Origin of the sequence: Actinospica robiniae DSM 44927 (genome assembly GCF_000504285.1) — a bacterium.
Lineage (GTDB): Bacteria > Actinomycetota > Actinomycetes > Streptomycetales > Catenulisporaceae > Actinospica > Actinospica robiniae.
The window spans coordinates 3,286,062-3,312,727 of the sequence record NZ_KI632511.1; the positions used below are offsets into that span (position 1 = coordinate 3,286,062).

Sequence of the window (26,666 nt, forward strand, 5' to 3'; positions counted from 1 at the left end):
TCGCGAAGATGGGGGTTCCTCTCAACAGGTTCGCCGCCGCGTGGCGCAGGCCCGGCTGCGCGGCCTTGGCCCTGCTCGCGGGCTGCGTCATGAGCGCGACCGCGGTCTCAGCCCGGGTGGATCTGCAATCGCGGACGAACGCGCTGCAAGCCGCGGTGAATCAGACCCCGGTCACTCTGCGCACGGTCGAGGCCGACGCGGACTATCCCTTGTTCGCCGCCGCGAACAGCGACCCGGGCACCGCGATCGATCAGGAGACCGGCCGGTTCTACGCCACGATGGCGCCGCATGTGCCCGTACAGGGCATGACGCAGGCCTGGGCCGACCTCGTCTCGCCGCCGGTCGGCCTGAGCGACGCTCCGGCGAGCGCGATCGCCTCGCCCGGAACACCGCCGATGCTCACGGTCGACTACCGGCAGAACCTGTCCGCGCACGCCAAGCTCGTCGCAGGACATTGGCCTGATACGACGCAGCTGATGCCGGACGGCTCGCAGGAGCTGGAGATCGCGGTCACCCCCGCGACACTCGCGAGGCTCAGCGCGCACGTCGGCTCGAGCCTGGTGGTCGGAGGGTCGCCGATGATCGTCGTCGGGGTCGTCACGCCCACCGATCCCGACGGGGCGTTCTGGCGCTCGCGCCCCTACCTCGGTGCTCCCGTGCTGGACACGCCCGGGCTGACCCCGCCGTACTGGGACACCGGCGCCTTCATCGGGACGAACGAGATCGCTATCCTGGGCAACGTCTACGAGACCGGCGAGCTGGAGCTGAGCTGGACCGTGCCCCTCGTCGAGACCGGGTACCAGCCCGGGGAAACCGCCGCGATCGTCAGTGCACTGACCTCGGGCCTCGACGGGGATGCGTTGGAGCTCTACCGAGCCAGTGCTTCGGGCAGCAACACCGGCAACAATCTTGGCATCGGACTGGAGTTGAAATCCGGCCTCGCGCCGACTCTGGAGCGCTTCGTCGAGGGTCAGAACGACGAGGCCGTGGAGATCGCGCTGCCCATGGCGAGCCTGGTCGTGATCGGGCTCATCGCCCTCGCGCTCCTCACCCGGACGAGTCTGGACCGGCGCGCCTCGGAGTCGAGGCTTCTGCTGGCCCGCGGCGCACCGCTGCGCGAACTGCTCGGGCGGGCTGCGGCCGACAGCATCCTGACGATGCTCCCGATGTTCGCGGTGGCGAGCGGAATCACCCTCGCCCTGCCGGGGACGGCGCCGTCGGCTCTCTGGTGGCACCTTGGTTTGATCGGCGTCGCGGCCACGGCGGCTCCGACGGTTCTCACCTTTGGACGCTACTGGCCCGCTCTGCATCGGCACGTGCGAGCCGAGAAGACCGGCAGTGGCCTGCGACGCCGCAGCCGTGTGTTCGCTGTCGATCGGGGCTTGGTGCTCAGAACGGCAGCGGCCGTGCTGTGCGTGGCTGGGCTCGATCAGGTGCACGCGAGCGGACTGGCGTCGGGCGGGGGCGTCGACTTCTACACGGCCTGCGCTCCCCTGCTCGCCGCCACGCTCGCCACGCTCGTGACGCTGGCGCTCGGACCAGCCGTTCTCCGTGTCCTGATGCGCCGGTCCCGGCGCGGACGTGGCGCGATCCTCCTACTCGGTCTGGGTCGCATCGCCCGCACACCCGCGCCTGCGGCCATCATCGTTTTCATCCTGACGCTCGCGCTGAGCACCGCGGACATCGCTTTCGCCCTGCATCGCACGACCGGCGCGGTGGCGCAGAGCGCTGATCAGAAGCCGCTGGCGCACGCGATCGCGATGTACCTCACCGTGCTGTCCGCGGCCGCGCTGGGCGCCGGATGCGTGATCGTCGCCATCAGCGCCTTCGGGGACGCGGCGGAACGGCGTGCGACGACCGCCCGGCTGACGGTCACGGGAATGACGGCGGGGCAGGCGCGCGGCGTCACGGCCGTCGAACTCGGTGCGCCGATCGTGTTCGCGGTGCTCGGCGGCACGATCGCAGCGTACGTACTTCCATGGATCGTGCGGCCCGCGCTGGCGGCGGTCCTCGGCCGGGCCGGTGTGCGGCTGACCGTGGCCGACCTCGCCGTACCGGTATCGACGCTCATTCCGCTGGCCCTCCTCGCGGGCCTCGGCGGCGCCGCTCTCGCCCGGCGCGGCGCGGCCGCAGTCCTACGCCTCGGCGACCAAGCTCAGGGAGAACAGTAGGCCGTGAACGCGCAGACGCAGACCATAAGCGGCGCCTCGTCGTCGGCGATCGAGTGCACGTCGCTGGTGCGGATCTACCGGACCGAGAACCTGGAAGTCCAGGCCCTGCAAGGGCTCGACCTTCACGTCGCCAAGGGCGAGTTCATCGCGCTCGTGGGCGCGTCCGGGAGCGGGAAGTCGACCCTGCTGGGCATTCTCTCGGGCCTCGACTCGCCTTCGGCCGGCTCGGTTCGGGTCGACGGGCGGGAACTGGCGGGTCTGAGCGCGCACGAGCGCATGCTCTACCGGCGGCAGAGTGTCGGCTTCATCTGGCAGAGTCCGCCGCGCAACCTGCTGCCACAACTGACCGCCGCGCAGAACGTCGCGCTCCCCCAGCGATTCAACGGAATCGGGCGCAAGGCGCGCCGAGCGCGTGCGCTCGAACTGCTCGACTCGATGGGTGTCGCGCACTGCCGCGACCGCACTCCCGGACATCTCTCCGGCGGTGAGCAGCAGCGCGTCGCCATCGCCGTCGCACTGGCCAACTCCCCGGCGGTGCTGCTGGCCGACGAACCGACCGGTGAACTGGACGCCGAATCGGCGCGGCACGTCATCTCCGGCTTGCGCGAGGCCAACGTCGAGCACGGCGTCACCACGCTGATCGTCACGCACGACGAGGAGGTGGCCGGCCAGGTGCGGCGCACGGTCGCCATCCGAGACGGGCGGATCGCGACGGAGACGCACCGGCCGGGCATCGCGCCCGGCGCTGAAGCGTCACTGGACGACGGCAACGGTCCCCTCCATCCTTCGAACGCAGACGTCGAATACGCAGTCATCGACCGAGCCGGCCGGCTCCAACTGCCGCCCGAGTTCACCGAACCGCTCGGCATCAAGAACCTGGTCCGCCTGACTCGCGAACCCGGGCACATCGAGGTCTGGCCCGAGCACGGACGAGCGGCCGGGTTCGACGAGGCCGACACCAAGCCCGAGCAGGACGAAGCGTGAACGCGGAGATGAAGGCACCCCTGCTCGAAGCCGTCGGCGTGAGCCGCTCGTTCGGCCGGGGCAGGACGCAAGTCAATGCCCTGCGGGACATCGACCTCGTCGTGGAGGCCGGGCGCATCCACGTCGTGCGCGGCCGCTCGGGCTCGGGAAAGACCACGCTGCTCAACATCCTCGGCGGGCTCGATCTGCCGAGCGCCGGGTCGGTGCGCATCGACGGCACCGACCTGGCCTCGCTCTCCGAGCGGGACCGGATCCTGTTGCGGCGGACCAGGATCGGCTTCGTCTTCCAGTCCTTCGGCCTCGTCTCCCACCTCAGCGCCGCGGAGAACGTCAGCATGCCGCTGCGGCTGGCGCGCGCCGATCCCCGGGAACGGGACCGGCGCGTGCGCCGCCTGCTGGACCTGGTCGGGCTGTCCGACCGGGCCGAGCACCGCCCCGCCGAGCTCTCCGGCGGCCAGCAGCAGCGCGTCTCCGTCGCCCGGTCGCTCGCCCAGCGACCCGATCTGCTGATCGCCGACGAACCGACCGGCCACCTCGACTCGAACACCGGCGCCGGCATCCTCCGCCTGCTGCGGGAGATCGCCGACGTCGAGGGCACCGCCATCGTGCTCAGCACCCACGACCGTCGCATCGCCGAAGCGGCGGACCAGGTCTTCGACCTCGGCGACGGCCGGCTCAGCGCGCCCGTCCGCGTCTGAACGGGCGAGTCGGCTGCTCACTTCTCCAGGGTGTGGGCGGTGATATCGCCGTTGTTGGTGCTGGCGTGGATGGCGAGGTCGGGGGTGGCGGCGCTGTTGCGCAGGGTGTTGTGGACGCGGCCGTGAAGCGTCGTGGCTTCGAGGGTGGCGCTGCTGCCGGGGATGGCGCCGACGGTGATGTCGCCGGACTGGGTGCTCAGCTCGAGGGTGCCGCGGGCCGCCTCGGCGACGCGGATGGCGCCGCGAGCGGTGGTGATCCGGGCCGGGCCGGTCAGCCGCCCGACCTCGACGTCGCCGTCCACCGCGGTCAGCTCCAGGGCCGCGGCCTCGTCGATCTTGATGTGGCGGTGGGCGCCGTCGAAGGCGATCTCGCCCATCCGTCCGACCACGCGCACCTCGCACGCGGCGGTCTCCGCCTTCAGGTGCGAGCCGGCGGGCACCTGCACGGTGACCTCGATCGCGCCGGTCGGGCCGAGGCGGGGGTGGGCGGGCTCGTCGGTGCGGATGCGCAGGGTCCCGTCGGCGAACTCGGCCGTGGTGCGCGCGGCGGCCTTCTGGTCGCGGGACTTGCCCGGGTCGGCCGGGCGGATCTCGACGGTGGTCTCGGCGCGGTCGGTGGCGATGAACTGGACGCGTCCGGCCGGGATCTGCAGCAGGGTGCGGATCGGGGCGGGGGTGGCGTAGGTCTGCATGGTGCGCTCCTCGGGTCATTGTTTCTGACATGGGAAACGCTACGTTGCGTTCATGGATCGCGCAACATACTTGTTGCATCGCAGTGGAGTGCTGCGAGGTCAGAGTGAGGATTTCGTTGCATCGAGGACAGAACTAACGCAACGAAGAGCCCTGCGTTCGTTGCATTGAATGAAGATGAACGCTATGCTGGCGGCGTCAAGGTCGAGCACGTGTGAAAGGAGCCCGCGATGCCGGGAGGCAGGCTCACCCAGGCCGAACGTCAACGGATCGCGTCGGGACTGGCCGACGAACTCGCCTACGCGGAGATCGCCCGGCGGCTCGACCGCCCCACCTCGACCATCACCCGCGAGGTGATGCGCAACGGCGGTCCCACCGCGTACCGCCCCGAGATGGCACAGCGCGCCACCGAGCGCCGCTCCCGTCGGCGCAAACCGGCGGCGGCGGTGCCTGCCGGCGGGCGGGTCGCGCGGGCCCAGGCCCACGGGCGCGACGACGACGCCGTGCGCGAATACGAGGAGACCTTCACCACCTTGTTCATGGCACAGGGCCTGCCGAAGATGACCTCGCGCGTGCTCACCAGCCTGTTCGTCACCGATTCCGGCAGCCTCACCGCGGCCGAACTGGTCGAGCGGCTCCAGGTGAGCCCCGCCTCGGTCTCCAAGGCGGTCACCTTCCTGGAGGGCCAGGGCCTGGTGCGCCGGGAGCGCGACGAACGCCGCCGCGAGCGCTACGCCGTCCACGAGAACCTCTGGTATCAGTCCACGATCGCCGGCGCCCAGGGCATCGCGCAGGTCGCCGAGACCGCACGCCAGGGCGTGGCCGTCCTCGGCCGCGGCACCCCGGCCGCCGTCCGCTTGGAGAACATCGCCCGCTTCAGCGACTTCATCAGCGAGAGCATGTTCCGCGCCGCCGAACAGGTCCGCGACATCCTCACCTCGAACCCTGAGGGGGCCACGGTCCGGGACGACGCCGAGGAAGCCGACCCCGCGGAGTCAGTGGACTCAGTGGGCTGACGGGCCGCCCCGAGCCTGCGCGCTGGCGAGTCCGAGCGCGGTCGAGGCGTCGGCGAGGACGGGCTCGCCGTGACCGAAGCAGGCCACCTCCACGGAAAGGCCGCACAGGCGGTCCAGCGACGCGATCGCCCGCGCGCGATCGAGGTTGAAGACTCCGAGCGTCGGCCTGCCGACGTTGGCCACGGCGTCGCCCACGAACAGGACGGCCGCGGCGGGCAGGTGGATCGCGATGCTGCCCTCGGTGTGACCGGGCACGGCGACGACCTCGGCGCCGCCGCCGAAGTCGAGCACGTCGCCGTCCTCGAGCTCCCGATCCACCCGCGCGGCCGGTGCCGCCGGGAGGGCGGGCTTGTTCGCATACAGCTGGCGCTCCCAGGCGGGGGCGTCGGAGAAGTCCGGCGCCGGCCACGCAGCCTCGCCCCGGACGAACGCGGCATCGAGCCGGTGCGCGAGGACCTCCGCGTGGCCCCACGCCTGGATCTCGGCGGCCGAACCCGTGTGATCCTCATGGAAATGCGTCAGCACGACCCGGCGCAGATCCGCGGGCCCGTAGCCGAGCCGCCGTATCGACTGCGCGATCGCCTCGCCCTGGCCGACCGGCCCGGTGTCGATCAGCGTCAACGACCCGCGCTCGTCCCACAGGTACGCCTGCCCGACCGGGAAGCGAAGCAGATGCAAGCGCGGAGACAACTGGATGGCATCCATGCTATGCGAGCCTATCCGCGGACCGTCGCGCGAACCACGATGTTCGCTCAGGGCAGAGAGCCGGGGAGCATCGTCAGGCTTCGGATTACTGATAGCCGACTGATTCCCGCCCGACGAGTCCTTCGTAGGGTCATGAGTGCAGGGAAGAACCCGGCACCGCAATCCGAGGAGGAGCCACCATGAGGGCCTACGCCATCGCGTTCGTTCGCGAAGTCGAGTTCAACGCCGAGATCGTCGAGTACCTTCAGCACATCGACGCCGCGCTCGAGCCGTTCGACGGGCGGTTCGTGGTGCACGGCGGCGGCGCAGAGGTCGTCGAAGGAGATGCGGTGATGGACGCGATCGTCATCGAGTTCCCGAGCCGCGACCAGCTGCGGGCGTGGTGGGATTCGCCGGAGTATCAGCAGATCATGTCACTGCGCACCCGGAACATGAAGGCTGATATCGTCCTCGTCGACGGAGTGCCCGAGGGCTACCGCGGCGCCGATTCGCTCAAGCACTAAGGCGAATTGATGATCAGCTGAGTGCTCCTGGAGTGTGGTGGCGTGTCGGGTCGGGGCGGTCGTCTCGGTGTGGGCGGCCGCTTCGCGCCGCCCGGTTCTTCTGTCCACCCGCCCACCCGTTGCGTTGGCGGGGTGGGCTGCGGTTTCAAGCTTTCGCCTCCGGCGGGGGCCTTCCCTCGGAGAGAGATGCCGGGGTTGCGTGGGTGCTGTTGTTGGCGGGGCGGGCTGGGGTTCGGGGTGGTCGGGTGCCGGGGGCGTGCTCTCTCCTCGGCCGGTCCCCGGAGGCAATCAGGAACCTGCCGGGAGCTCAAGCGGCGGTGACCTGGGGCGATGCTCGATTCTGCATGGCGCCGCTTGACCTCCCGGCAGAACCCTGATCGGGCTTCGCCTGCCCGACCGAGGAGAGAGCCCAACCCCCAATGCCGTTCGTTTCAGTTGGTCTGTTTTTCGTATCGTTCGGTGTGGTGGCTCGTTGGAGGGGGTGTGAAGCATCCTTGGGCTGGTAGGACGGATCGGGTCAATCTAGGCGTGTTGACGCGGTGGGTTGCTCCGGGGTTGGTGCGGCAGGCGGTGCAGGCTCGTGCGCGGCCGGATCTGGTTCCCAATGCTTTGCCGTTGGAGTTCATGGTCTATTACGCGCTGGCGCTGGCGTTGTTTGCGCAGGACTCGTACGAGGACGTGATGGACAACCTGGTGGGCGCGATCGAGGAGTTGGCCGGGGACGTGCCGGCGAAGTCCTCGATCCACGCGGCGCGCAAGCGCCTGGGCGCGGGAGTGATGGAAGAGCTCTTTCACCTGGTGGCCGGGCAGGTCGCGGGCGAGCGGACGGCCGGGGCGCGGTGGCGTGGGCGGCTGGTGTGCGCGATCGACGGGTTCGTGCTCGATGTGCCCGAAAGCGCGGGGAACCGGGGGTTTTTCGGCGGTCCGTCTACCCGGGTGGGTGGGCGGATCGAGTCGGGCGGCTATCCGCAGGCGCGGGTGGTGACGCTGGTAGAGACCGGGACGCGTGCGGTGCGCGAGGCGGCGATCGGCCCGTACGCGACCGGGGAACGCGATCTGATCAAGGGCGTGGTCGCCGCGACCGGCCCCGAGATGATCGTGATCATGGACCGGGGGTTTCCCGGCCGGGAGCTGATCAGACGGTTCAACGAGCAGGGCACCGCGGTGCTCATGCGCGGATCCACCCGGATCGCCCGCGCCGACGTCCGCGTGCTCGCCGACGGCAGCTACCTGGCCGCGCTGTGGGAGCAGAGCGTGCGCGGACGCGGCCAGCCGGTATGGGTCCGGGTGATCGAGTACACCGTGCGCGGCGGGGAACGCGTCAGGCTGCTGACGAACCTGCTCGATCCGGGCGAAGCCCCGGCCGCCGAACTGGCCGCGCTCTACGCCGAGCGCTGGGAATCAGAGGGCAGCAACCGCTCGCTCAAGACCTACCAGCAAGGCCACGCGTTCGTGCTGCGCTCCGGCAGCCCCGAACTGGTGCTCCAGGAGATCTGGGCGCACCTGACCGTCAACCACGCGCTGACCCGTCTCAACGGCCTGCTGGCCGACGAGCGCGGGCGCGACCCGGACGAGATCTCCTTCACCAAGGTCTTGAAAGAGGTGCGCCGCTCGGTCATCCGCCAAGCGGCACACACCCTGGCCCGAGCAGTCACTAAAACCCTTGATATAGCAGACGACCTGCGCCGCTACGCACACAGACCCGTACCCGGACGCACCGCCGAACGCACCGTCAAACGCTCATCCCACCGCTATGACGGCCGACCCAGAACCGCCACCGGCCGCCCCGTCACCACCCTCAGACAGCCCCCAACACCCACACTCCTCCCACTATTGAGCACATGAAACGAACGGCATTGGCCCACCCCCTGGGGCCCGGTGTGAGCTGCGCTCGGGCCGGGTTCTGTCCGGTGGCCTGGTCGCGCTCGGTGCGGAAGGATTCTGCATCGCCCTGGTGTGATTGTCCCGGTGGTCATGCGAGGCGCGGGATCGCGTGGCTCGGTCGTGGTCTGAGGGGAATTCCTGCATCTCGTACGTGCTGGACAGTGACGATTCCGTGCGGCATGCGGCCCGGGATCTTCCGATCCGGCGTCGTACGCGAGCAAGCGGGCGCGTCCCTCGGTCACCTCCACCACCCTTCCCGCCACAAGTCCCAAGTCCCGACAACCTATGTACGCTTCCATGCTAGCCTCGGCGCTTCAGTAGTGGCGTCCGGATCGTGGTCCTGATATACGAAAGTGCTCTCTGAGCTGGAATGATGTGGCTTCTCTAGGGTCACATGTTCTGCAGCAGGGAGCACTTTCGAGGTGAAGAGTACAACGTCGCGCCCTCGTCTTGTCGTCTCGTCCGACGGGCGCGGTGTAGTGGGGCATGCCGGGTCCCGGCTGTTGGCGGACCTGGCCGAGGCCACGGGACTGGAGTCCGCGTTCATCGACGCGCTCGCCGGGCTGCGGCAGCGGGCCGGCGGCCATGCGCCGGGACGCGTCGCGGTCGATCTCGCGGTGATGCTCGCGGACGGCGGTGAGGCGATCAGCGACCTCGCGGTGCTGCGGGACCAGGCGGAACTGTTCGGCCCCGTGGCATCGGATCCGACGGCGTGGCGGGTGTTGAACTCGATCGACGCCGCCGCGATCGCCCGGCTGCGCGGTGCGCGGGCGGTGGCGCGCGAACTCGCCTGGGTGCAGCGCGCCGAGACGCGCGGCGCGCTGCCGCAGGCCGAAGCCGCCGGCCGGGTGATACCCGGTCTGGTGCTCGATATCGACGCCTCGATCGGCATCTGCTACTCCGAGAAGGAGAACGCGACACCGACCTGGAAGAAGACGTTCGGCTACCACCCACTGCTGTGCTTTCTGGACAACACGGGTGAGGCCCTTTCAGGCGTCCTGCGCCCGGGTAGGGCCGGATCGAACACGGCGGCCGATCACATCGAGGTCCTCGACGCCGCGCTCGCGCAGATCCCGGACGAGCATCGGCACGGGGCCCCGATCCTGGTGCGCACGGATACCGCCGGGTGCACGCACGCCTTCCTCGCGCACATCAGGTCCCTGCGTGACCGGGGCGTGGACGTGCGCTTCTCGGTCGGCGCGCCGATCGACGAGCAGGTCCGGCAGGCGATCACGAAACTGCCCGCCACAGCGTGGTACCCGGCGATCGAGGCCGACGGGCAGGTACGCGACGGCGCCGAGGTCGCCGAGATCACCGGGCTGCTCTACGGCTACGGTACGAACCTGCCCGCAGACACCCGGTTCATCGTGCGGCGCGAACGCCCGCACCCCGGCGCCCAACTGAGCCTGTTCGACACCATCGAGGGATACCGCCACCAGGTCATCGCCACCGACAGCCGGCTCAGCGACGGGCCGTTGACCTGGATCGAGGCACGTCACCGGGCACACGCTCGGGTCGAAGACCGCATCCGGACAGGCAAAGACTCCGGCTTCGGGCGCTTCCCATCCCGCGAATACGCCATCAACCAGGCCTGGCTCGAACTCGCCCTGACCGGAATCGACCTGACCTGCTGGATGAGGATGCTGCTGCTCGACGGCGCTCTCGCCCGTGCCGAGCCGAAGAAGATCCGCTACCGGCTGCTGCACGTCGCAGCGCGCATCACCAGATCGGCCCGGCGCACACGCCTGCGTATCGCCGAGCACTGGCCCTGGGCGAAACAGCTGACAGAAGCCTTCGACCGCCTCGCCGCCCTGCCCAGGCCCTGCACCTGCTGACCAACCACACAGCCTCGTCCGCCGCGACCCGAAGGAACCAGGAAGAGCCCGACCATCGCGTCGGCACTTCGCCATGCCCTCGAACCCGGCACACCAACCAGCCGACTCAGACCACGAACTCACACGCTTGGTGAAAGACGGAGGCTAGACGCCGCCACCGACAAAAGCCGTACATCTGGCTTTTACTGGATAAGGAATATTCCGGATATTTCTGGGGAACTCGGGCGTGCTCCCCGGCGTTGAAGGACTAGAGAAGAAAACAGCGGCTCAGACGGCGATGCCAGATCTCACATCAGGCGGGGCCGGACCACCGGCCCCTCCGCGCGGATCGATGATCGAGATGGTCGGATCATGGTGATGCAGGATTCTTCCGGATCGAGCGCGGCCCGGCCACAGGGAGGGACCCGGGCCCGAGCGCCGCTCAAACCACTCCCCCAGGGGGTGGGCTCTCTCCTCGGTCGGGCAGGCGAAGCCCGATCAGGGTTCTGCCGGGAGGTCAAGCGGCGCCATGCATGATTCACCATCAGCGCAGGCCGCCGCCGCTTGACCTCCCGGCAGGTTCCTGATTGCCTCCGGGGACCGACTGAGGAGAGAGCACACCCCCGCAACCTCACCACCCCGAACAACAGCCCGCCCCGTCACGCCAGCGCCCCACAAACCCCGGCATCTCTCTCCGAGGGAAGGGCCTGCCAGCGGCGCCTTTCGATCTTGAAACCCCAGCCCGCCCCGCCAACGCAACGGGTGGGTGGGTGGTCAGACGAACCGGGCGACGCGAAGCGGCCGCCCCCACCACGACGACCACCCCGACCCGGCAAGGCACCACGCCCCAGGAACACTCAGCCGATCATCAATGCGCAGTAAAGCAAAATCCGAGGTCCACTCCGCCGGACGCACTGTCGGGCGGAGATCACTGGACGCTCGCTATGCGGAGTAGCTGTAGGTGGGTGTCGTGTCCTGGTAGCCCTGGCCGGTGGGCGTGTAGTCGAAGCTGAAACTCACGCTCTGACCCGCCGACAACGAAACCGGCTGCTGCCACTGCCCCGCCGACGCATTCCACGACATCGCATAGTTCAACTGACTCTGCCCACTGACCGTGTAATGCACATACACCGACGACACCGTGAACCCGGACGGCTTGAAGTAGATCTCACCGCCACTCACCCCCTCCGAGAAACCCGAACCCGAAGAACCACCCGTCGCCGAAGCCGAAGCCGAAGGAGTCGGCGCCGAACTGGTCGGCGGGGGCGGAGACGCCGGGCCGCTGGCGCCTCCGGTCGGGCAGGTGCCGGTGGTGCCGTTGACGAAGATGCACTGCTTGATCGTCGTTAGGAAGTCACTCAGGATCGTCGGATTGTCCTGGACCGCCGAGTCGCCCCAGTAGCCGTTCGAGCAGCCGGTGCCGCCGGCGGCGTCGCCGTTGCCGCACATCCACTGGGTCTGCTGATCCCAGTCGGTGTTGATGTAGGACACCACGCGGATCACGTCGCTGTTGTTCTCGATCCACTGGAAGTACGGCGCGTACCACTGATTCCAGATGCTCTGAGCCGTGGTGCTCTGCGGGTTCTAGTTCATGATGCAGCTCTGGGTGAGGTTCGCGTTGCTGTACCCCTGCGGCGCGGACTCGGCGATCATGGCCGGCTTGTCATGCACACGGGCGAAAGTCAGCACCGTGTTCTGCAGGCTCACCGGGTCGACGCTGTAGCTGCTGCAGCCCCACTGCTCCCCTTCGGAGCCGGAGTTGTAGAAGTCCGAGAGCGCGACGTAGTCGACGTACTGGTCGCCGGGGTACCACTCGTTGAGGTGGTTCGGGTCGGTGACGATGTAGTCGTACTGCGGGTCGGAGGTGTCGGTGTCGATCGGCCACGCGGCGCTCTGCCAGACCGTGGCGACGTTCGTGGCGCCGAGCGCGTCTATCTGCTCCTTGATGTACTGGAACGCCGAGATGTAGTAGCCCGAGTTGTAGCAGTTCCAGGGACCGTCGAACTCGTACCCGATGCGCAGGTACGTGGGTCGGTTCCAGGCCTTGAGCTGGTTGATCATCTTGGTCAGGTCACTGCGATACTGGCTGGTCATGGCCGCGGTGATGTCGGAGCCCGGGCCGCCGAGCAGGGCGCGCAGCGGCTGGTTGGTGCAGCCGGAGCCGGAATCGGACAGGTCGAGGCCGGCCGAGAGCGCGGCGTTCGGGTACTGGCTGAGGGTCTGCTGGAAGTTCACGTTCCCCGCGCCCCAGTTCGCGGTGGAGAACATGCCGGCGAGCGCGGACGGGTTCCCGCCTTCGATCAGGTTGGTGTACAGGGTGATCCCGCCGGGGCCGGGCGCGGCGAGCGAGGGGTTGTCGAGCACAGAGCTCTGATACGCGGACAGGGTGTCGCTGTCCTGGCCCACGACCATCAGGATCTTGCCGTTCGCCGGCAGGTCGCGGGCGGTGAGGGTGGCGCCGTCGAAGGCCGTCGCCGCCGCGGCGTGCGCCGGATGACCAGCCAACGGGAGGGCTTGTGAGCTCCTCGGCCACCGCGGCGGCCCGACGCCGCACCCGCACCGCGTCCCCGGCCCGCCTGGAACGGCACGGGCGGCGAGACCGGCCGAACTGGGCCGGCGCTCTGGCGGCGGCGATCTGGCTGGTGGTGGTCGGCGTGCCGCTCTACTACCTGCTCGCCAACAGCTTCTCCAGCCGCTCGAGCTACCTGAGCAGCGGTCCGCTCGCGCCGCCGGCGCACCCCGACTTCGGCAGCTACGCGAACGTGCTCGACTCCGGATTCCTCGGCTACCTGGCCAACACCGCCGCCGTCACGGTCGGCACGGTCGCGATCGTGCTCGCGCTGGCCGCTCCCGCCGCCTACGCGATGGTCCGTGGCCGCAGCCGGGGCATGCGCATCGCCTTCACGGTGATGCTGATGGGCCTGGCCGTGCCCGCGCAGGCGACCATCATCCCGCTGTACTTCCTGATGACGCGGGTGCACATGTACGACTCCCTGCTCGCGATCATTCTGCCCACAGCGGCTTTCTCGCCGCCTATGTCAGTGCTCGTACTGAGCAGCACCATGCGCGACATCCCGGAGTCGCTCTACGAGGCGATGAGCCTGGACGGCGCCACCCCGCGCCGCGTCCTGCGCACGCTGGTGCTCCCGCTGACCCGGCCGGGCCTGCTGACCGTCGGGATCTACACGGCGCTCGGCGCGTGGAACGGATTCCTCTTCCCCCTGGTGCTCACCCAGTCCGACTCGACCCGGGTGCTCACCCTGGGCCTGTGGAACTTCCAGGGCAACCACGGCACGGACGTGCCCTCCACCATGGCCGCCGTGGTGCTCTCCATGCTCCCGCTGCTCGTGCTCTACCTCCTCGGCCGGCGCCACCTGCTGGCCGGGCTGACCGCCGGATTCGGACGCTGATCCACCCACCCCCGCGCAAGGAGACCTCGCGGCGATGCCCGCCGTGACCAACCCCGTCCTGCCCGGCTTCCACCCGGACCCCTCGATCCTGCGGGTCGGGGCGGACTACTACCTCGCCACCTCCACCTTCGAGTGGTACCCGGGAGTGAGCCTGCACCACTCGCGCGATCTCGCGCACTGGCGGCCGCTCGGCGGGGCGCTGACCGAGACCCGGCTGCTCGACCTCGCCGGCGCGCCGGACTCCGGCGGGGTGTGGGCGCCCTGCCTCAGCCATGCGCACGGACGCTTCCACCTGGTGTTCACCAACGTCGCCAGCCACGGCCACGGCTGGTGGGACACCCCGAACTTCGTCACCACGGCCGAATCCGCCGAGGGGCCGTGGACGGACCCGGTCGCCGTGCACGCGCGCGGCTTCGATCCCTCGCTCTTCCACGACGAAGAAGGGTCCTGCTATCTGCTTTCGATGACGGCGGACTGGCATCCGGGCCGCCGGCCCTTCGCCGGCATCCAGATCCAGCCGTACGACTGCGCCGCGGGCAAGCTGACCGGCGATCCGGAGACCATCTTCACCGGAACTCCCGCGGGCATCACCGAGGGCCCGCACCTCTACCGCGTCGACAGCTGGTACTACCTGATGGTGGCGGAGGGCGGCACCGGATACGAGCATCAGGTGACGGTCGCCCGATCACGTGACATATACGGACCCTACGAAGCCGATCCGGCCGGGCCGATGCTGACCGCGCACGGCCATCCGAATCTGGTGCTACAGAAGGCGGGCCACGGCAGTCTGGTGCGCACACAGACCGTCGAGTGGTTCCTCGCCCACCTCACCGCGCGCCCCTACACGCCGCTCGGCAAGTGCGTGCTCGGCCGGGAGACGGCGGTGCAGCGGGTGGAGTGGTCGGCGGACGGCTGGCCGCGCGTCGTCGGTGGGGTGCCGCACGAGCAGGTCGAAGGCCCGGCGTTGCCCGAGCGCCCGTTTCCGCAACCGCCCGCCCACGACGACTTCGACGCGCCCGTGCTCGGTGCGCAATGGAGTACCCTGCGACGTCCGGCGGCGGTCGAGTGGCTGCGCCTGGACGCGCGCCCCTCGCACCTGCGCATCACCGGCGGCCAGTCCCCGCACGGCCCGCGCACCCCGAGCCTGGTGGCGCGGCGGGTGACGGACAGCCGCTGTTCGCTCGCCGTCTCGCTCGATTGCGAGCCTCGCTCGTTCCACCACCTGGCGGTATCACCGCGTACTACAACACCCGAGATTGGCACTACCTCTACGTGACCGTCACTCCCGAGGGACGACGGGAACTGCAGCTGATGACGGAAGACAACGGCTTGCGAACGGCGCACCCCGCCGCGACGGTCGAGGTGCCCGCCGGGCCGCTCGGGCTGCGCGTCGACCTGTCCGGCCCGACCCTGCGCTTCAGCTACGACGCCGGCGAGGGCTGGCGCGGCGTCCCGGTGGAGCTCGACGCCACCATCCTCTCGGACGAGCATGTCGCCCACACCGGCGTCGTCGCCGGGCGCGACCATCCCGGCTTCACCGGCGCTTTCGTCGGCATGTGGGTCATGGACATGGCGGCCGACGGCTTCCACGCCGACTTCGACCACGCGCGGTACGAGGCGATGCCGGCTTTCAGCGGGAGCCCGTCACCTGATGACGCGTCCGCGTAGGACGACCCGGCTGGGCCGGTGCAGGACGGTCGGGTCCTTCGCGGGGTCGGCATCGAAAGCGACGAGGTCGGCGGGCGAGCCGTCGGCGAGCCCGGAGAGGCCGAGCCAGCTTCTCGCCGTCCATGAGGCGGCACCGAGTGCCGCCTCAACCGGCAGGCCCGAGTCGATCAGCCAGCCGACCTCGTCGGCGACCTTGCCGAACTCGAACATGTCCGTGCCGGCGAGGACCGTGACCCCAGCCTCGTGCGCGGCTCGGACCAGGGGCGCCATCCCCAGGCAGCCGCTCAGCAGCCAGTCCCTGCGCAAGCTCGGATCCTTCGTTCGCAGGTTGTCGATCTGGGTGACGAGGACGCTCAACGTCGGGACCAGCGCAGTACCCTGCGCTGCCATCTGGTCGAGGAGCGCCGGGTCGAGGTGCATGCCGTGCTCGAGGCTGTCGGCGCCGGCCAAGACCGCGTTGCGCGATCCTTCCGCGGTCTGGCAGTGCACGGCGACCTTGCCGCCGATCGCGTGCACGGCCTCGGTCACGGAACGCAGCAGGTGCAGCGGCACGGCCGGGTCGTCGGGCATCCAGTCGCCGATCACCTTGCACCAGCCGGATGACGCGCCCGCCGGAACAGCGTGAAGCGGCCCCGTCGTCGATACGACGGGGCCGCTCGGATTCCGCTCGGATGATCGGGCCGGGCGTCAGCCGCTCGTGCAGCTCGCTCCGTTCAGAGCGAAGTTGGTCGGGGCGGCGGTGTTGCCGGTGTGGTTGGCCTGGAACCCGAAGCTGGTGGTCGCGCCGGGGGCGATGGTCCCGTTGTAGCTGAGGTTCGCCGCCGACACGGAACCGGAGCTCGGGGAGATCGTGGCGTTCCACGCGTTGGTGATCGTCTGGCCGGACGCCAGGGTGAAGGTCAGCTTCCAGCCGTTGATCGTGCTCGTGCCGGTGTTCTTGACGGTGATCTGCTCGGTCAGGCCGGTGTTCCAGGCGCTGACCACATCAGAGACCGAACACGTCCCGGCCGCGCCGGAGGTGGGCGGAGCACTGCTCGGCGGGGCGCTGCTCGGCGGCGCGGAGCTGGGCGGGGTGGTCGGCGGCGGGGTCACCGAGGTGCCGCCGAGGGCGTTGACCACGGCGGTGTACGCGGGCTTGGGCTGGTAGTTCTGGTCGAACATGGTCGCGGCGCCCTGGCCGGAGAAGGTGCCGGGCACCCACGAGTCGGCGTCGCCCACGCCCCACTGGCTCACGCCGACGCAGCGCGTCACGCCGAGGCAGTCCTTGACCACGTTGGCGAAGTCCGTGGCCTGCTGTTGCAGGTTGGCCGAGGTGGCCGGCAGGGTGATCCGGTCGTCGAGCTCGGTGACGGCGACGTCCAGGCCGAGGCTGGCGAAACGCTGCATGTTCGCCTGCATGTCCGAGGGGACCTGGCCCAGGATGAAGTGGCTCTCGAAGCCGATTCCATTGAGCGGCACGCCCTGCGAGAGCAGCGACTGGGCCAGCGAGTACATCGCGTTGCTCTTCGCGTTCTCGCCCTCGATGTTGTAGTCGTTGAGGTAGAGCTTCGCGTTCGGGTCGGCCGCGTGCGCGGTGCGCAGCGCGTCGGCGATGTAGCCCACGCCCATGGCGTTGTAGAAGGCGTCCGAGACGTACGAGCCGTCGCCGTTGAACGGCTCGTTGACCACGTCCCAGCTGTAGACCTCGCCCTTGTAGTGGGTGACCTCGGTGGTGATGTGGGCTTCCATCGCGGCCTGCACCTGGGTGCTGGGCAGGCTGGAGACCCACGAGGGCAGCTGGCTCTGCCAGACCAGGTTGTGGCCGCGCACCTTCATGCCGTGGGCCTGGGCGTAGGAGACGATCTGGTCGCCGGGGCCGAAGTTGTAGGAGCCGTTCGAGGGCTCGGTGGTGTCCCACTTCATCTCGTTGCCGGGGGTCACCATGTTGAACTGGGCGTTGGCGACGGCGGTCAGGGCGGAGTTGCTCAGGTTGCTCTGGGTCAGCGCGGTGCCGAAGTAGCGGCCGCCCTGGGCCGCGGCGAGGGAGCCGAGCGAGGTGGCGGCGTTGGCCGGGCCGGCCGCGGACAGCAGGGTCGCCCCGGCCGCGAGCACGACCGCGGTGACGGCGCCGGCCGCGGCCGTCAGCCGGCGGGAGTGCCAGGGCAGGGGCTCCGCGGCCGTGGCCGGGGTAGTGGTCCGGCCGGGCCGGGCGTGGGGGTCGGAGCGCATGAACCGGTGTCCTTCCGAGGTTTCGCGCAAGGGAATGTTTCGAAGCCTGATGCGGGCTCCGTCGAGCATTGCGGACGCTAAGCAGGGCTCGTCACGGCGTCAAGCGGCAGCTCATGGAAGTGGAAGCGTTGCAGTTGGGATATGAAAACTTTCATATCGCGGTCCTCGCGTGGCCCTGGTTTCGGCCTACCGGCGCCGTGGTCGGGCCGTGCCCGGGCGCCCCGCCGCGGACCGGTTCGACGCCGTCCGCCGGGCGGCCCGGATGATCAGGACCGCGCGATCCCTTTACGTTTCCTAACTTTTCCTTGTTTTCTCCACGCTACTACCAGTGCTATCTCAGCATGCATCGAACCTTGACAACTTCGCAGGGCAGTTCTAGGGTACGCGACGCAATCGTTTGCGCTCTGCGCGCCACCCCACCGATCGCCGGAATCCGCGCACGTAGCGGCTTCCGCCTTCTCTCCGAAGGACGTGACCCCCATGCGAATACCCAAGGCGACGGCGCCCGGGCTCGCACTCCTGCTCGCCGCGGGATTCCTCGCGCCGGGCGCGCTCACCCCGGCATCCGCGGCATCCTCGTCCAACACCCTCGTGGTCAACGCGAGCACCAACCTGCGCTCGGTCACCCATGTGGCCTCCGGCGCGCTCTACGGCCTGTCCGCGAACGGCACGCCGTCCGCGGCCGATGTCAATCCCCTGCATCCCAGCAGCTTCGTCCAGATGGCCCCCGGCGGGAAGCAGCTGCCCAACGGCGAGCCCGCGCCCGCCGGTGACGCGCTGGTCGTGGCCCCCGAGGCGGCCGCGGCCGGCGCCAAGGTCATCGTGCGGATGCCCGACTGGTACCCGAACTTCCCGTACAAGTGGGTGAGCTGGTCCGACTGGCTCTCCGCGATCGACAAGCAGGTCGCCTCGGTCAAGTCCTCGGGCGCGAGCAACATCCAGGCCATGGAGATCTGGAACGAGCCGGACTGGACCTGGAACACCTCGGCCGCCGGCAGTTTCAACGCCGGCTGGGTCGAGTCGTACCAGGAGATCCGCAAGAACGACTCGAGCATCCCGATCGACGGGCCGAGCTACTCGGCCTGGAACCAGAGCTCGATGTCCTCGTTCCTGAGCTACGCCAAGGCGAACAACGCCCTTCCGCAGTACCTGAGCTGGCACGAGCTGCAGGGCCAGCAGAACATCGTCGCCGACGTGGCCGCGTGCGTGGCGCTGGAGAAGAGCCTCGGCATCAGCCCCCTGCCGATCGTGATCGAGGAGTACGCCACCACCAGCGAGGCCGGCGTGCCCGGCCCGCTGGCCGGCTACATCGCGAAGTTCGAGCGGGCCGGCGTGTACGAGGCCGATCTCGCCTTCTGGAACCAGTACGGCACCATGGGCGACACGCTCACCGGCACCGGCGGCGCGCAGAACGCGGCCTGGTGGCTGTATGACTGGTACGGCCAGATGAGCGGCGAGATGGTCTCCACCGTTCCGCCGGCGCAGACCGGCATCGACGGAGCCGCCTCGGTCAACTCCGCCCGCAACCAGGTCAACGTGATCTTCGGCGGCGGCAGCGGCTCGGCCGCGGTCACCGTCAACGGGCTGAGCAGCCTGTCCGGCTTCAGCGGCACCGCGCACGCGGTGCTCGAACAGGTCGTCTCGGCCGGCCGGACCACGGCCTCGCTCGGGCCGCAGACGGTCTCCGTGGGCGATTACACCATCTCCAACGGATCGATCACCGTGCCGGTCAACTCGATGAACGCGTCGAACGGCTACCAGCTCATCGTGACTCCGACACCGTCCACGCTGTCCGGCACGTTCAAGCTGCAGAACGTCAACAGCGGCCTGGTGCTCGGCATCAGCGGCGCCTCGACCGCGTCGGGGGCCGGCGCGCTGCAGTGGACTGACAACGGCACCGCCGACCACGAGTGGAAGCTGGTCAGCCAGGGCAGCGACAAGTACAAGATCGTGAACGTGAACAGCGGCCTGGTCCTAGGCATCACGAACGCCTCCACGGCCGCCGGTGCCGACGCGTTGCAATGGACTGACAACGGTACCGCTGATCACCTGTGGTACATCAACCCGGTCGGCAACGGCGAGTATCAAATCGTCAATGCCAACAGCGGTTTGGCTCTCGGCATCGCCAACGCCTCGACCACGTCCGGCGCCTTGGCGCTGCAATGGAACGACAACGGCACCTCAGACCATCTGTGGAAGCTCGTGAGCTCCTGACATAAGGAGCGTTGAGCACGGCACGGGTCCCGCGAATTTCAGGCGGGGCCCGTGCCGTCCATTGCGGCGGCGCGGCCGGAGAGATAGCGGCGTTCGGGAAGACTGGCGGTGCGCCGGGCGGCTTCGCGGTAGTCGGTCACGGCGCCGGAGGGGTCGCCGGACATCTCCTTCAAGTGCGCGCGGGTCGCCAGGAGACGGTGGTTGCGCGCGAGCCGGCCGTCTTGTTCGAGGGCTACGACGAGATCCAGGCCCGCTTCGGGCCCGCGCACCATGGCGACCGCGACCGCTTTGTTCAATGTGGTCATGGGATTCGGCGCGACTTGCTCCAGCAGATCGTAGAGCCCGAGGATCTGCGGCCAATCAGTGTCCTGTATCGTCGGCGACTCGTCGTGCACGGCCGCGATCGCGGCGTTCAGCTGGTACGGGCCGACCACGCCCCGCGGCAGCACCTCGGAGATCAGGGCGACGCCCTCCGTGATCGAGTCCTGAGTCCAGAGTCCGCGATCCTGCTCGGCCAAGGGCACGAGCGCGCCGCCGGGCGACGTGCGGGCGGGGCGGCGGGCGTCCGTCAGCAGCATCAGGGCCAGCAGTCCGGCCGTCTCACCGTCCTCCGGCAGCGCGCGGCGCAGAAGGCGGGTGAGCCGGATCGCCTCGTCGGACAAACTCGGCGCAGTCAGGTCCTCGCCCGACGAGGCGGTGTATCCCTCGTTGAAGACCAGGTACAGGACGTGCTGGACCGCCCGCAGACGTTCCGCGGCCTCCGCTTCGCCGGCCGGCATCTCGAACCTTATGCCGCCGGATTTGATCGTCGCCTTCGCCCGGCTGATGCGCTGCGCCATCGTCCCCTCGGGCACCAGGAACGCCGCCGCGATCTGCGCCGTCGTCAAACCGCCGACGGCGCGCAGCGTCAGCGCGATCTGGCTGGGCACGGACAACGCCGGATGGCAGCACAGGAACAGCAACTCCAGCGAGTCGTCCCGGTCCGTCGGCCCGCCCCGCGCGACCGAGTCGGCGGGACGGGCGAGCAGCTCGGACTGAGGCGTCGCCGCGAACACCGCGTCCTCACGCCGCCGACGCGACGTGTCGCTGCGGTACTCGTCGATCAGCACTCGGGTGGCCACCGTGAGCAGCCAGCTGAGCGGGTGGACCGGGACGCCGTCCTCGGGCCAGAGCCGCGCGGCCTTGATCAGCGCCTCCTGGGTGGCGTCCTCGCACGTGTCGAAGCGGCCGTAGCGGCGCGTGAGCGTGCCGAGGACTTGCGGCGCCAGCTCGCGCAGCAGGTCCTCGACCCGTCGACGGTCGTCAGTCACCGCATCCACCGGCTCAGACGTCGTTCGCGGCTTCGTGCAGGATCGGCCAGACCTCGGTCGGGTTCTGGTCGGCCCACGGCATGTCCGCGGCCAGCTCGTAGGCCCGCTCCTCGCTCTCGACGTCGATCAGGTAGAACGAGGCCATGTACTCCTTCGTCTCCAGGTAGGGCCCGTCGCTCACGGCCGGCTCGCCGTCCCGTCGGGTGACCAGTCTCGCGGCCACCGCGTCGGCCAGCCCGAAGGCGCCGAGCAGCTCGCCGGTCGCGGTGTACTTCTTGTTGTAGGCGTCCTGCTTGGCGATCTCCTGCGGAAACTGCTCGGCCGGGATGCTCGCCCACTTCTCCTGGTTGCCGTAGATCATGAGCAGGTACTTCATCGTGGTCGCCTTCCTCTCGGTCTGCGCGCCCGTTCGGCGCTCTCACTGACGTGACGGAGCCGTCCCCGCGCCCTCGACACGGTCCGCTCGATTTCTTTCTACCGAATCCGCTCGGGCCCGATGTAGAGACGCGCGCGGCGGGACCGTCTCCCCGGTGAGAGCACCGTCCGCAATCGAGGAGGAACCCATGTCCAGCTCCGCCGCGTCCCTCGCGTTCCTGTCCCGCCGTCCGGTGTGGCAGGTCGCGTACCTCGCCGGGCTCGCCGCGAGCGTCGTCGTCGAGGTGTGGGGGCTGGCCGCGCGCCTGGCCGACGTGCCGATGCGCGCGGCCGGCTTCGGCTCGCATCAGGCCTCGACGATCACTGTCGGCATGTTAGCGATGGGGACGATGGTGGTGACGTTCTGGTTCACCTTCGTCGTGATCGCACTGGCCCGCTTCGCTCGCGACCCTGCCCGGATCTACCTCGGCCTGACGCTGCCGCTGCTCGCGCTCTCACTCCTCGTGCCGCTGACGGCCCAGGATACGGCGGTCTCCACCAAGCTGGTCCTCGCCGCCGCTCACCTGATCGCCGGAGCCGTGGTCATCCCGATCGTGGCGCGGCGGCTCGCGGCCGGGAAGTCGGCGGTGGTGAGGTAGCTGCCGGTGCGCTGGCTGTCGCTCTGCTCGATGAGCCGGGCGAGGGCAGCCACCGCGTCGGGGACGGGGGTGAGATGGCCCGCCGCCTGCTCCTGGCGCAGCCAGTCGGAGACCTTGGCGGACCACGAGCCCGGGGCCGCCTCGGTGGCGAGCTGCGTTTCGCCGAGCCCGATCTCCAGCAGCCCGGGGTGGAAGCTGAAGACCGCGACACCGTAGCGGCGGGTCTCGGCGGCGAGGTTCTCGGTCAGCTTGATCAGCGCCGCCTTCGACACCGAGTACGCGGACAGGTGCGGCCACTGCGCGACGCCCGCGTGGCTGACGATGTTGACGATCCGGCCCTGCCGACGCTGCGTCATCACCGGCAGCACGGCGCTGCAGGCGAGCGCGGCGCTGCGCAGGTTCACCGTGATCGCCGCCCACCACTGGTCCGGGTCGATCTTCCACAGCTCTCCGACGGGTCCCTGCACGCCGGCGTTGTTCACCAGCGTGCCGACGGGTCCGAACTCTGCTTCGGTGCGGCACAGCACCGCCTCGAACGCGCCCGGCTCGGCGAGGTCGGCGGGAACGGAGAGGACGTCGCCGCCGAGTGCGCGCAGTTCCTCCTCGGCCCGGGCGAGCCGGTCGGAGCCACGCGCGGTCAGGACGACGCGGTGGCCGCGGCGGACGAGTTCCTCGGCGGCCGCGCGTCCGAAGCCGCGGCTGCCGCCGGTGACGACGGTGACGGGCGCGCCGTTCCTCGTCGCAAGCCTGTGCCGCAGGACCTTTCCGCCCGAGTTGCGAGGAAGGGCCGCGACGAATTCGATCGCTCGGACCTTCTTATAGGGTGCGACGCGTTCGGCCACGTAGGCCAGCAGTTCCGCTCCGTCGGCGCCGGACGCGACGACGAAGGCTTTGGGCACCTCGCCGTAGCGCTCGTCCGGTACGCCGACCACTGCCGCGTCGATCACGTCAGGGTGCTGCGCCAGTACGGCTTCGAGCTCGCCCGGCGCGACCTGATTGCCGTTGCACTTGATCAGCTCTTTGATGCGTCCGACGATCCGGTAGCCGCCGTCGACCGCTCGCTCGACCACGTCGCCGGTCGGCAGCCAGCCCTCCTGCACGAAATCCGGGCTGGACATCCACAGCTCGCCCGGCTCGCCCGGATCCGCCTCCCGGCCGGTCGCATGATCCACCAGGCGGCAGCGGATACCGGGCAGCGGCAGCCCGATCGAGCCGGGCTCGGGCCGGGCGTCGTCGGGGACGGTATGGGTGGCGCCGCCCGCCTCGGTCATGCCGTAGTTCTCCACGATCCGCACGCCGAGCCGGGTCGCGGCGTGCTCGGCGAGGTCCGCTCCGAGCGGGGATCCGGCCGAGACGATCGCGCGCAGGCCGGCCAGCTCGCGATGGCGCGGGTGGTCGGCGAGCCTGCGCAGGATGGTGGGGACGAGATAGAGGAGCGTGGCCCGGTGGCGCACGATCGCGTCGATCATCAGATCGAGGTCGAAGCGGGCGAGGGTGAGCACGCTCGCTCCGGCACGCAGAGCCGGGTGCAGCGCCGACTGGACGCCGTAGACGTGTGAGAGCGCGACGGCGCAGAAGACGACGTCGTCGGCCTCGACCCGGTGGACGGCCTCGAGGCGGGCGAGCGCGCCGATGAGGCTGCGGTGCGGCAGAGAGACGGGCTTGGGCGTGCCCGTGGTGCCGCTCGACATGAACACCATCGCCGGCGCGTCACCGTCCGCCCCGTCCGCCCCGTCTGACGAGCGCGATGGGGCCGGGCCGCACACGGCGGCCTCGATGGCGCCCGGCGGCTCGCAGATCAGCAGACCGGCGCCGGTCTGCACCATCGCCGAGCCGGTCTCGGGCTCGGTCGTCAGGGCATTGAGTGAGACGGCCACCGCGCCCAGGCTCAGGATCGCGTGCTGGACGAGGGGCAGCTGCGGCCCGTTGGGCATGCGCACGGCCGCGGCCATGCCGGGTCTCAGGCCTTGATGACGCAGAACCTGGGCGATCTCCTCGATCCGCGCGGGGATCCGGCCGAAGGTGATCGCCTCGCCGGTCGCGGCGTCGACGACGGCGGGCTTGTCCCCGTATTCGGCCGCTCGGCCCAGGACGTAATCCGTCAGGAGGCTGCCACTCATGCGTACACCTCGCCGAGCAGAGCGTTGGCCGGGTCGCGCGGGTCGGCGCTCGTGAAGTAGCGCAGCGCGAACTCCGACCACTTCCCGGTATCGACCCGGTCGCCGCCGCTGAGCGTGGACAGGAACGTCACGGCGTGGTGCCGGGGCACTCCGGTCGCGGCCATGAAGGAGACGAAGCCGGAGGATTCGATCTCCCCGTCGCCGCACACGTCCGCCAACGCCACGGCGGTGTCCACCTCGGCCTTGACCAGGGTGCGGAAGTGTTCTGCGTGCGCGGTCCGCAGCGCCTGCGCGGCACTGACGAACTGCTGCCTGCTGAGTCTGTCGCTGCCGCCGACCCGCTCTGCGAGCGAGGTCCACAGGTGAAGCTGGGCGCTGAGCGCGGCACAGACCTTGGGCGAGCTGTCGGAAAGCAGGAACGTGGAGGCGAGTTCGATGATGAACCGTTCGAGGTCGGCGCGGCTGATCCAGCCGTCTCCGTCGGTGTCGTAGAGATCGAAACGCCGGCCCCATTTGCGTCGCGTCACATCAGGCTCCTGCATCGTCGACGCGGGTGGGGCGGCCGCAGGGCTCGTAGTCGTCGCGGCGGCCTGCGCGAAGCCGATCGCGAGGTCGACGGTGTGCAGGACGCATTCGAGCGCTCGCAAGGAGCGCTCGTCACCGCCGACGTCTTCGGCGGCGGCTTCCAGATGCAGGCCGCCGGGACGCATGCCCGCCGCGGCGTGCACGTCGAAGAACGCTGTGATCCCCGCCTGGGTGTCGCCGAGGGGATCGCAGATCCATGCCACCGGGTGTCCCGACTTCGCGACGGCCTCGAGCAGCCCGGGCAGCTTCGTCCGCAGCCGGTCGGCGCTCATCCGGGCGATCAAGGCGAGCTTGCCGGGCGTGCGCGCGGGGTTGAGGCGCGCGCACAGGCCGAGGAGCTGTTCTGATGTGGCGTCGTCGCCGACCTCGACGGAGACGGGGTTCGCGATCGACGCGGCGAACGCGATGTGCGCACCGTCGAGTTCGCGGGCATGCTCGCCGATCGCCGGCAGATGCCCGGAGGAGGCGAATACGCCCGCGGCCGGATCCGTGCGGGTCAGGGCGTATTCGTAGTCGAGGACGCGTACATCGTGCGAGACGAACGTGCGCGGCCATCCGGATCCGGGCACGGCGAACCGCGTCGCGAAGGCCGCCTGCGCGAGCGCGGCCTCTGCGCGCGGATGGCGCCCGGGCAGCTGCCCGAGACGCTCCTGCATCCGGTCCACCAGCCGCGTGTCAGCTGCCTGATCGGCATTGTGCAGCGCGTTGAGGAGGCTCGCAGTGTGCAGATACGCCTCGAACATACCCTCGAGTCGGGCACCTGCGATGCGGTTCACAGCCGCGACCGGCACGCCGAGGCCGCGGTTCGCGGTCGCGGCCAGCAGCCGGATCAGGGCGTGCCGGTCCTGCACATCCTGCTGCGTACAGCGGTCGAACCTCTTCGCACGGTCGCCGACCTGGATCACGAAGCCCTGTCCGGTCGCGGCAAGCGCCGTCAGCTCGGAGAGGGAGCGGCAGTCCGCAGCCGACACCGGCCCCGGCATGGTGCCGAGCCGCGCCCGTCGGATCTCCGCATCCTGAGAACCGGGCCGACGCGGCACCGACACGGCGGCAGGCCTGCGCCGTGCGCCGTCGTCGCGGGCGGGCACGGCGACCGGATCGGCGGTGGCCGCGGAAACCAGCGCCGGGTTGAACAGCTCCCGCAGATACACCAGCGGCTCGTCGCCGTGGCAGATCAGATAGACCTTCACCGCCGCCCAGCGTCCGCTCGGCCCCTCCGGCCAACGGGCCAGTCCGGTCACGAGCTGCTCGCGCCGGTGTTCGACCCGCTGGCGGGCCAGTTCCGGGCCGATGCCGTGGTCGGTGCCGGACACGATCCTGCCGACCTGGGTCTCCGGGGTGTGCAGCGCGACCACGTGGTTGAGCGAGACCAGACGCGAGCGTCCGTCCACCAGGGCCGAGCATCGGTTGAGGACCGGCACTGCGCCGTCGAGACGGAGCGCCGTACGGATCGGTTCGGGCACCTCGGCGGAACCGGCGACCGCCTGGTGGAGCACCTGCAGGTGCAGCGGGCCCACCACGGCTTCCAGCAGACGGGTCGTCGAGCCGTCGGAGCTCAGCAGCATCCGGGTGGCCGGGTCGAGAAAGGCGTGGTGGCTCACCGCGTGGACGGTGTCGGCGGAGTCCGGCGGACAGGCCCCGGCGCCGTTCATGTCAGGAATCGGATAAAGCTT

20 protein-coding genes and 1 pseudogene are annotated in these 26,666 nt (G+C 69.7%); 11 read left to right on the forward strand and 10 right to left on the reverse strand.

The window, feature by feature from the left end; genetic code table 11:
• The first annotated feature begins 8 nt into the window (after positions 1 to 8).
• From ACTRO_RS14045 to ACTRO_RS14055, 3 genes are read left to right on the forward strand one after another with little or no spacing between them, the layout of a single operon-like run.
• A complete protein-coding gene (locus ACTRO_RS14045; protein WP_034263544.1) occupies positions 9 to 2,171 on the forward strand; it encodes an ABC transporter permease family protein in 2,163 nt (720 codons plus the stop codon).
• 3 nt (positions 2,172 to 2,174) lie between these two features.
• Positions 2,175 to 3,155, forward strand: a complete 981-nt coding sequence (locus ACTRO_RS14050) for an ABC transporter ATP-binding protein (protein WP_051450813.1) — start codon at positions 2,175 to 2,177, stop codon at positions 3,153 to 3,155.
• Entirely contained in the window at positions 3,152 to 3,853 is a 702-nt protein-coding gene (locus tag ACTRO_RS14055) for an ABC transporter ATP-binding protein (RefSeq protein WP_211244240.1), read from the forward strand. Before ACTRO_RS14050 ends, ACTRO_RS14055 begins: the two co-directional genes overlap by 4 nt.
• Before the next feature lie 17 nt (positions 3,854 to 3,870).
• Here ACTRO_RS14055 and ACTRO_RS14060 read toward each other — a convergent pair whose 3' ends face one another.
• On the reverse strand, positions 3,871 to 4,545 hold the full coding sequence (locus ACTRO_RS14060; protein WP_034263545.1) for a DUF4097 family beta strand repeat-containing protein: 675 nt from the start codon (positions 4,543 to 4,545) through the stop codon (positions 3,871 to 3,873).
• A 228-nt stretch (positions 4,546 to 4,773) separates the two neighbouring features.
• Between ACTRO_RS14060 and ACTRO_RS14065 the strand changes: the two genes are divergently transcribed.
• The gene (locus ACTRO_RS14065; protein ID WP_034263546.1) at positions 4,774 to 5,559 is read left to right on the forward strand and encodes a helix-turn-helix domain-containing protein; all 786 of its coding nucleotides are present in this window, start codon (positions 4,774 to 4,776) and stop codon (positions 5,557 to 5,559) included.
• Here the strand turns inward: ACTRO_RS14065 and ACTRO_RS14070 are convergent.
• On the reverse strand, positions 5,548 to 6,264 hold the full coding sequence (locus tag ACTRO_RS14070; protein ID WP_034263547.1) for an MBL fold metallo-hydrolase: 717 nt from the start codon (positions 6,262 to 6,264) through the stop codon (positions 5,548 to 5,550). The genes ACTRO_RS14065 and ACTRO_RS14070 overlap by 12 nt on opposite strands.
• A 179-nt stretch (positions 6,265 to 6,443) precedes the next feature.
• Here ACTRO_RS14070 and ACTRO_RS14075 point away from each other — a divergent pair, with 179 nt between their 5' ends.
• The 3 genes from ACTRO_RS14075 to ACTRO_RS14085 all read left to right on the forward strand — a co-directional run bounded on the left by ACTRO_RS14075 (position 6,444) and on the right by ACTRO_RS14085 (position 10,486).
• The gene (locus ACTRO_RS14075) at positions 6,444 to 6,767 is read left to right on the forward strand and encodes a DUF1330 domain-containing protein (protein WP_034263548.1); all 324 of its coding nucleotides are present in this window, start codon (positions 6,444 to 6,446) and stop codon (positions 6,765 to 6,767) included.
• Between the two features lie 330 nt (positions 6,768 to 7,097).
• Positions 7,098 to 8,612 (forward strand): IS4 family transposase, encoded by a 1,515-nt coding sequence (locus ACTRO_RS14080; RefSeq protein WP_084316249.1) that lies wholly within the window; start codon positions 7,098 to 7,100, stop codon positions 8,610 to 8,612.
• Positions 8,613 to 9,073: 461 nt separating this feature from the next.
• The gene (locus tag ACTRO_RS14085) at positions 9,074 to 10,486 is read left to right on the forward strand and encodes an IS1380 family transposase (RefSeq protein WP_034263549.1); all 1,413 of its coding nucleotides are present in this window, start codon (positions 9,074 to 9,076) and stop codon (positions 10,484 to 10,486) included.
• A 921-nt stretch (positions 10,487 to 11,407) separates the two neighbouring features.
• On the opposite strand, the gene ACTRO_RS48870 is transcribed toward ACTRO_RS14085, so the two are convergent.
• Positions 11,408 to 11,968 carry a hypothetical protein gene (locus ACTRO_RS48870; protein ID WP_051450815.1) on the reverse strand — a complete coding sequence of 187 codons (561 nt, stop codon included), beginning with the start codon at positions 11,966 to 11,968 and terminating at the stop codon, positions 11,408 to 11,410.
• Between the two features lie 81 nt (positions 11,969 to 12,049).
• On the reverse strand, positions 12,050 to 12,970 hold the full coding sequence (locus ACTRO_RS48875; RefSeq protein WP_051450816.1) for a glycoside hydrolase family 26 protein: 921 nt from the start codon (positions 12,968 to 12,970) through the stop codon (positions 12,050 to 12,052).
• Between the two features lie 11 nt (positions 12,971 to 12,981).
• Between ACTRO_RS48875 and ACTRO_RS14095 the strand changes: the two genes are divergently transcribed.
• Positions 12,982 to 13,875, forward strand: coding sequence for a carbohydrate ABC transporter permease (locus tag ACTRO_RS14095; protein WP_084316250.1), 894 nt, complete (start codon positions 12,982 to 12,984; stop codon positions 13,873 to 13,875).
• 34 nt (positions 13,876 to 13,909) lie between these two features.
• Positions 13,910 to 15,543, forward strand: a pseudogene (locus ACTRO_RS14100) (glycoside hydrolase family 43 protein).
• Here ACTRO_RS14100 and ACTRO_RS14105 read toward each other — a convergent pair.
• Positions 15,520 to 16,113, reverse strand: a complete 594-nt coding sequence (locus ACTRO_RS14105; RefSeq protein ID WP_084317072.1) for an amidohydrolase family protein — start codon at positions 16,111 to 16,113, stop codon at positions 15,520 to 15,522. The pseudogene ACTRO_RS14100 and the gene ACTRO_RS14105 sit on opposite strands and share 24 nt — an antisense overlap.
• Before the next feature lie 117 nt (positions 16,114 to 16,230).
• Positions 16,231 to 17,751, reverse strand: a complete 1,521-nt coding sequence (locus ACTRO_RS14110; protein ID WP_084316251.1) for an endo-1,4-beta-xylanase — start codon at positions 17,749 to 17,751, stop codon at positions 16,231 to 16,233.
• Between the two features lie 480 nt (positions 17,752 to 18,231).
• On the opposite strand from ACTRO_RS14110, the gene ACTRO_RS14115 reads away from it, so the two are divergent.
• Positions 18,232 to 19,965, forward strand: coding sequence for an RICIN domain-containing protein (locus ACTRO_RS14115; RefSeq protein WP_034263550.1), 1,734 nt, complete (start codon positions 18,232 to 18,234; stop codon positions 19,963 to 19,965).
• 38 nt (positions 19,966 to 20,003) lie between these two features.
• Here ACTRO_RS14115 and ACTRO_RS14120 read toward each other — a convergent pair whose 3' ends face one another.
• Both ACTRO_RS14120 and ACTRO_RS14125 read right to left on the reverse strand, forming a co-directional pair.
• Positions 20,004 to 21,275, reverse strand: coding sequence for an RNA polymerase sigma factor (locus tag ACTRO_RS14120; RefSeq protein ID WP_034274811.1), 1,272 nt, complete (start codon positions 21,273 to 21,275; stop codon positions 20,004 to 20,006).
• A 13-nt stretch (positions 21,276 to 21,288) separates the two neighbouring features.
• On the reverse strand, positions 21,289 to 21,651 hold the full coding sequence (locus ACTRO_RS14125) for a YciI family protein (protein WP_034263551.1): 363 nt from the start codon (positions 21,649 to 21,651) through the stop codon (positions 21,289 to 21,291).
• Between the two features lie 187 nt (positions 21,652 to 21,838).
• Here ACTRO_RS14125 and ACTRO_RS14130 point away from each other — a divergent pair, with 187 nt between their 5' ends.
• Positions 21,839 to 22,288 carry a DUF6069 family protein gene (locus ACTRO_RS14130; protein ID WP_034263552.1) on the forward strand — a complete coding sequence of 150 codons (450 nt, stop codon included), beginning with the start codon at positions 21,839 to 21,841 and terminating at the stop codon, positions 22,286 to 22,288.
• On the opposite strand, the gene ACTRO_RS43315 is transcribed toward ACTRO_RS14130, so the two are convergent.
• Positions 22,210 to 24,408 (reverse strand): SDR family NAD(P)-dependent oxidoreductase, encoded by a 2,199-nt coding sequence (locus ACTRO_RS43315; RefSeq protein ID WP_051450817.1) that lies wholly within the window; start codon positions 24,406 to 24,408, stop codon positions 22,210 to 22,212. The two genes, ACTRO_RS14130 and ACTRO_RS43315, sit on opposite strands and share 79 nt — an antisense overlap.
• On the reverse strand, positions 24,405 to 26,645 hold the full coding sequence (locus tag ACTRO_RS14140) for a 3-deoxy-7-phosphoheptulonate synthase (RefSeq protein ID WP_034263553.1): 2,241 nt from the start codon (positions 26,643 to 26,645) through the stop codon (positions 24,405 to 24,407). The genes ACTRO_RS43315 and ACTRO_RS14140 overlap by 4 nt, the downstream gene beginning before the upstream one ends.
• Between the last annotated feature and the right edge of the window lie 21 nt (positions 26,646 to 26,666).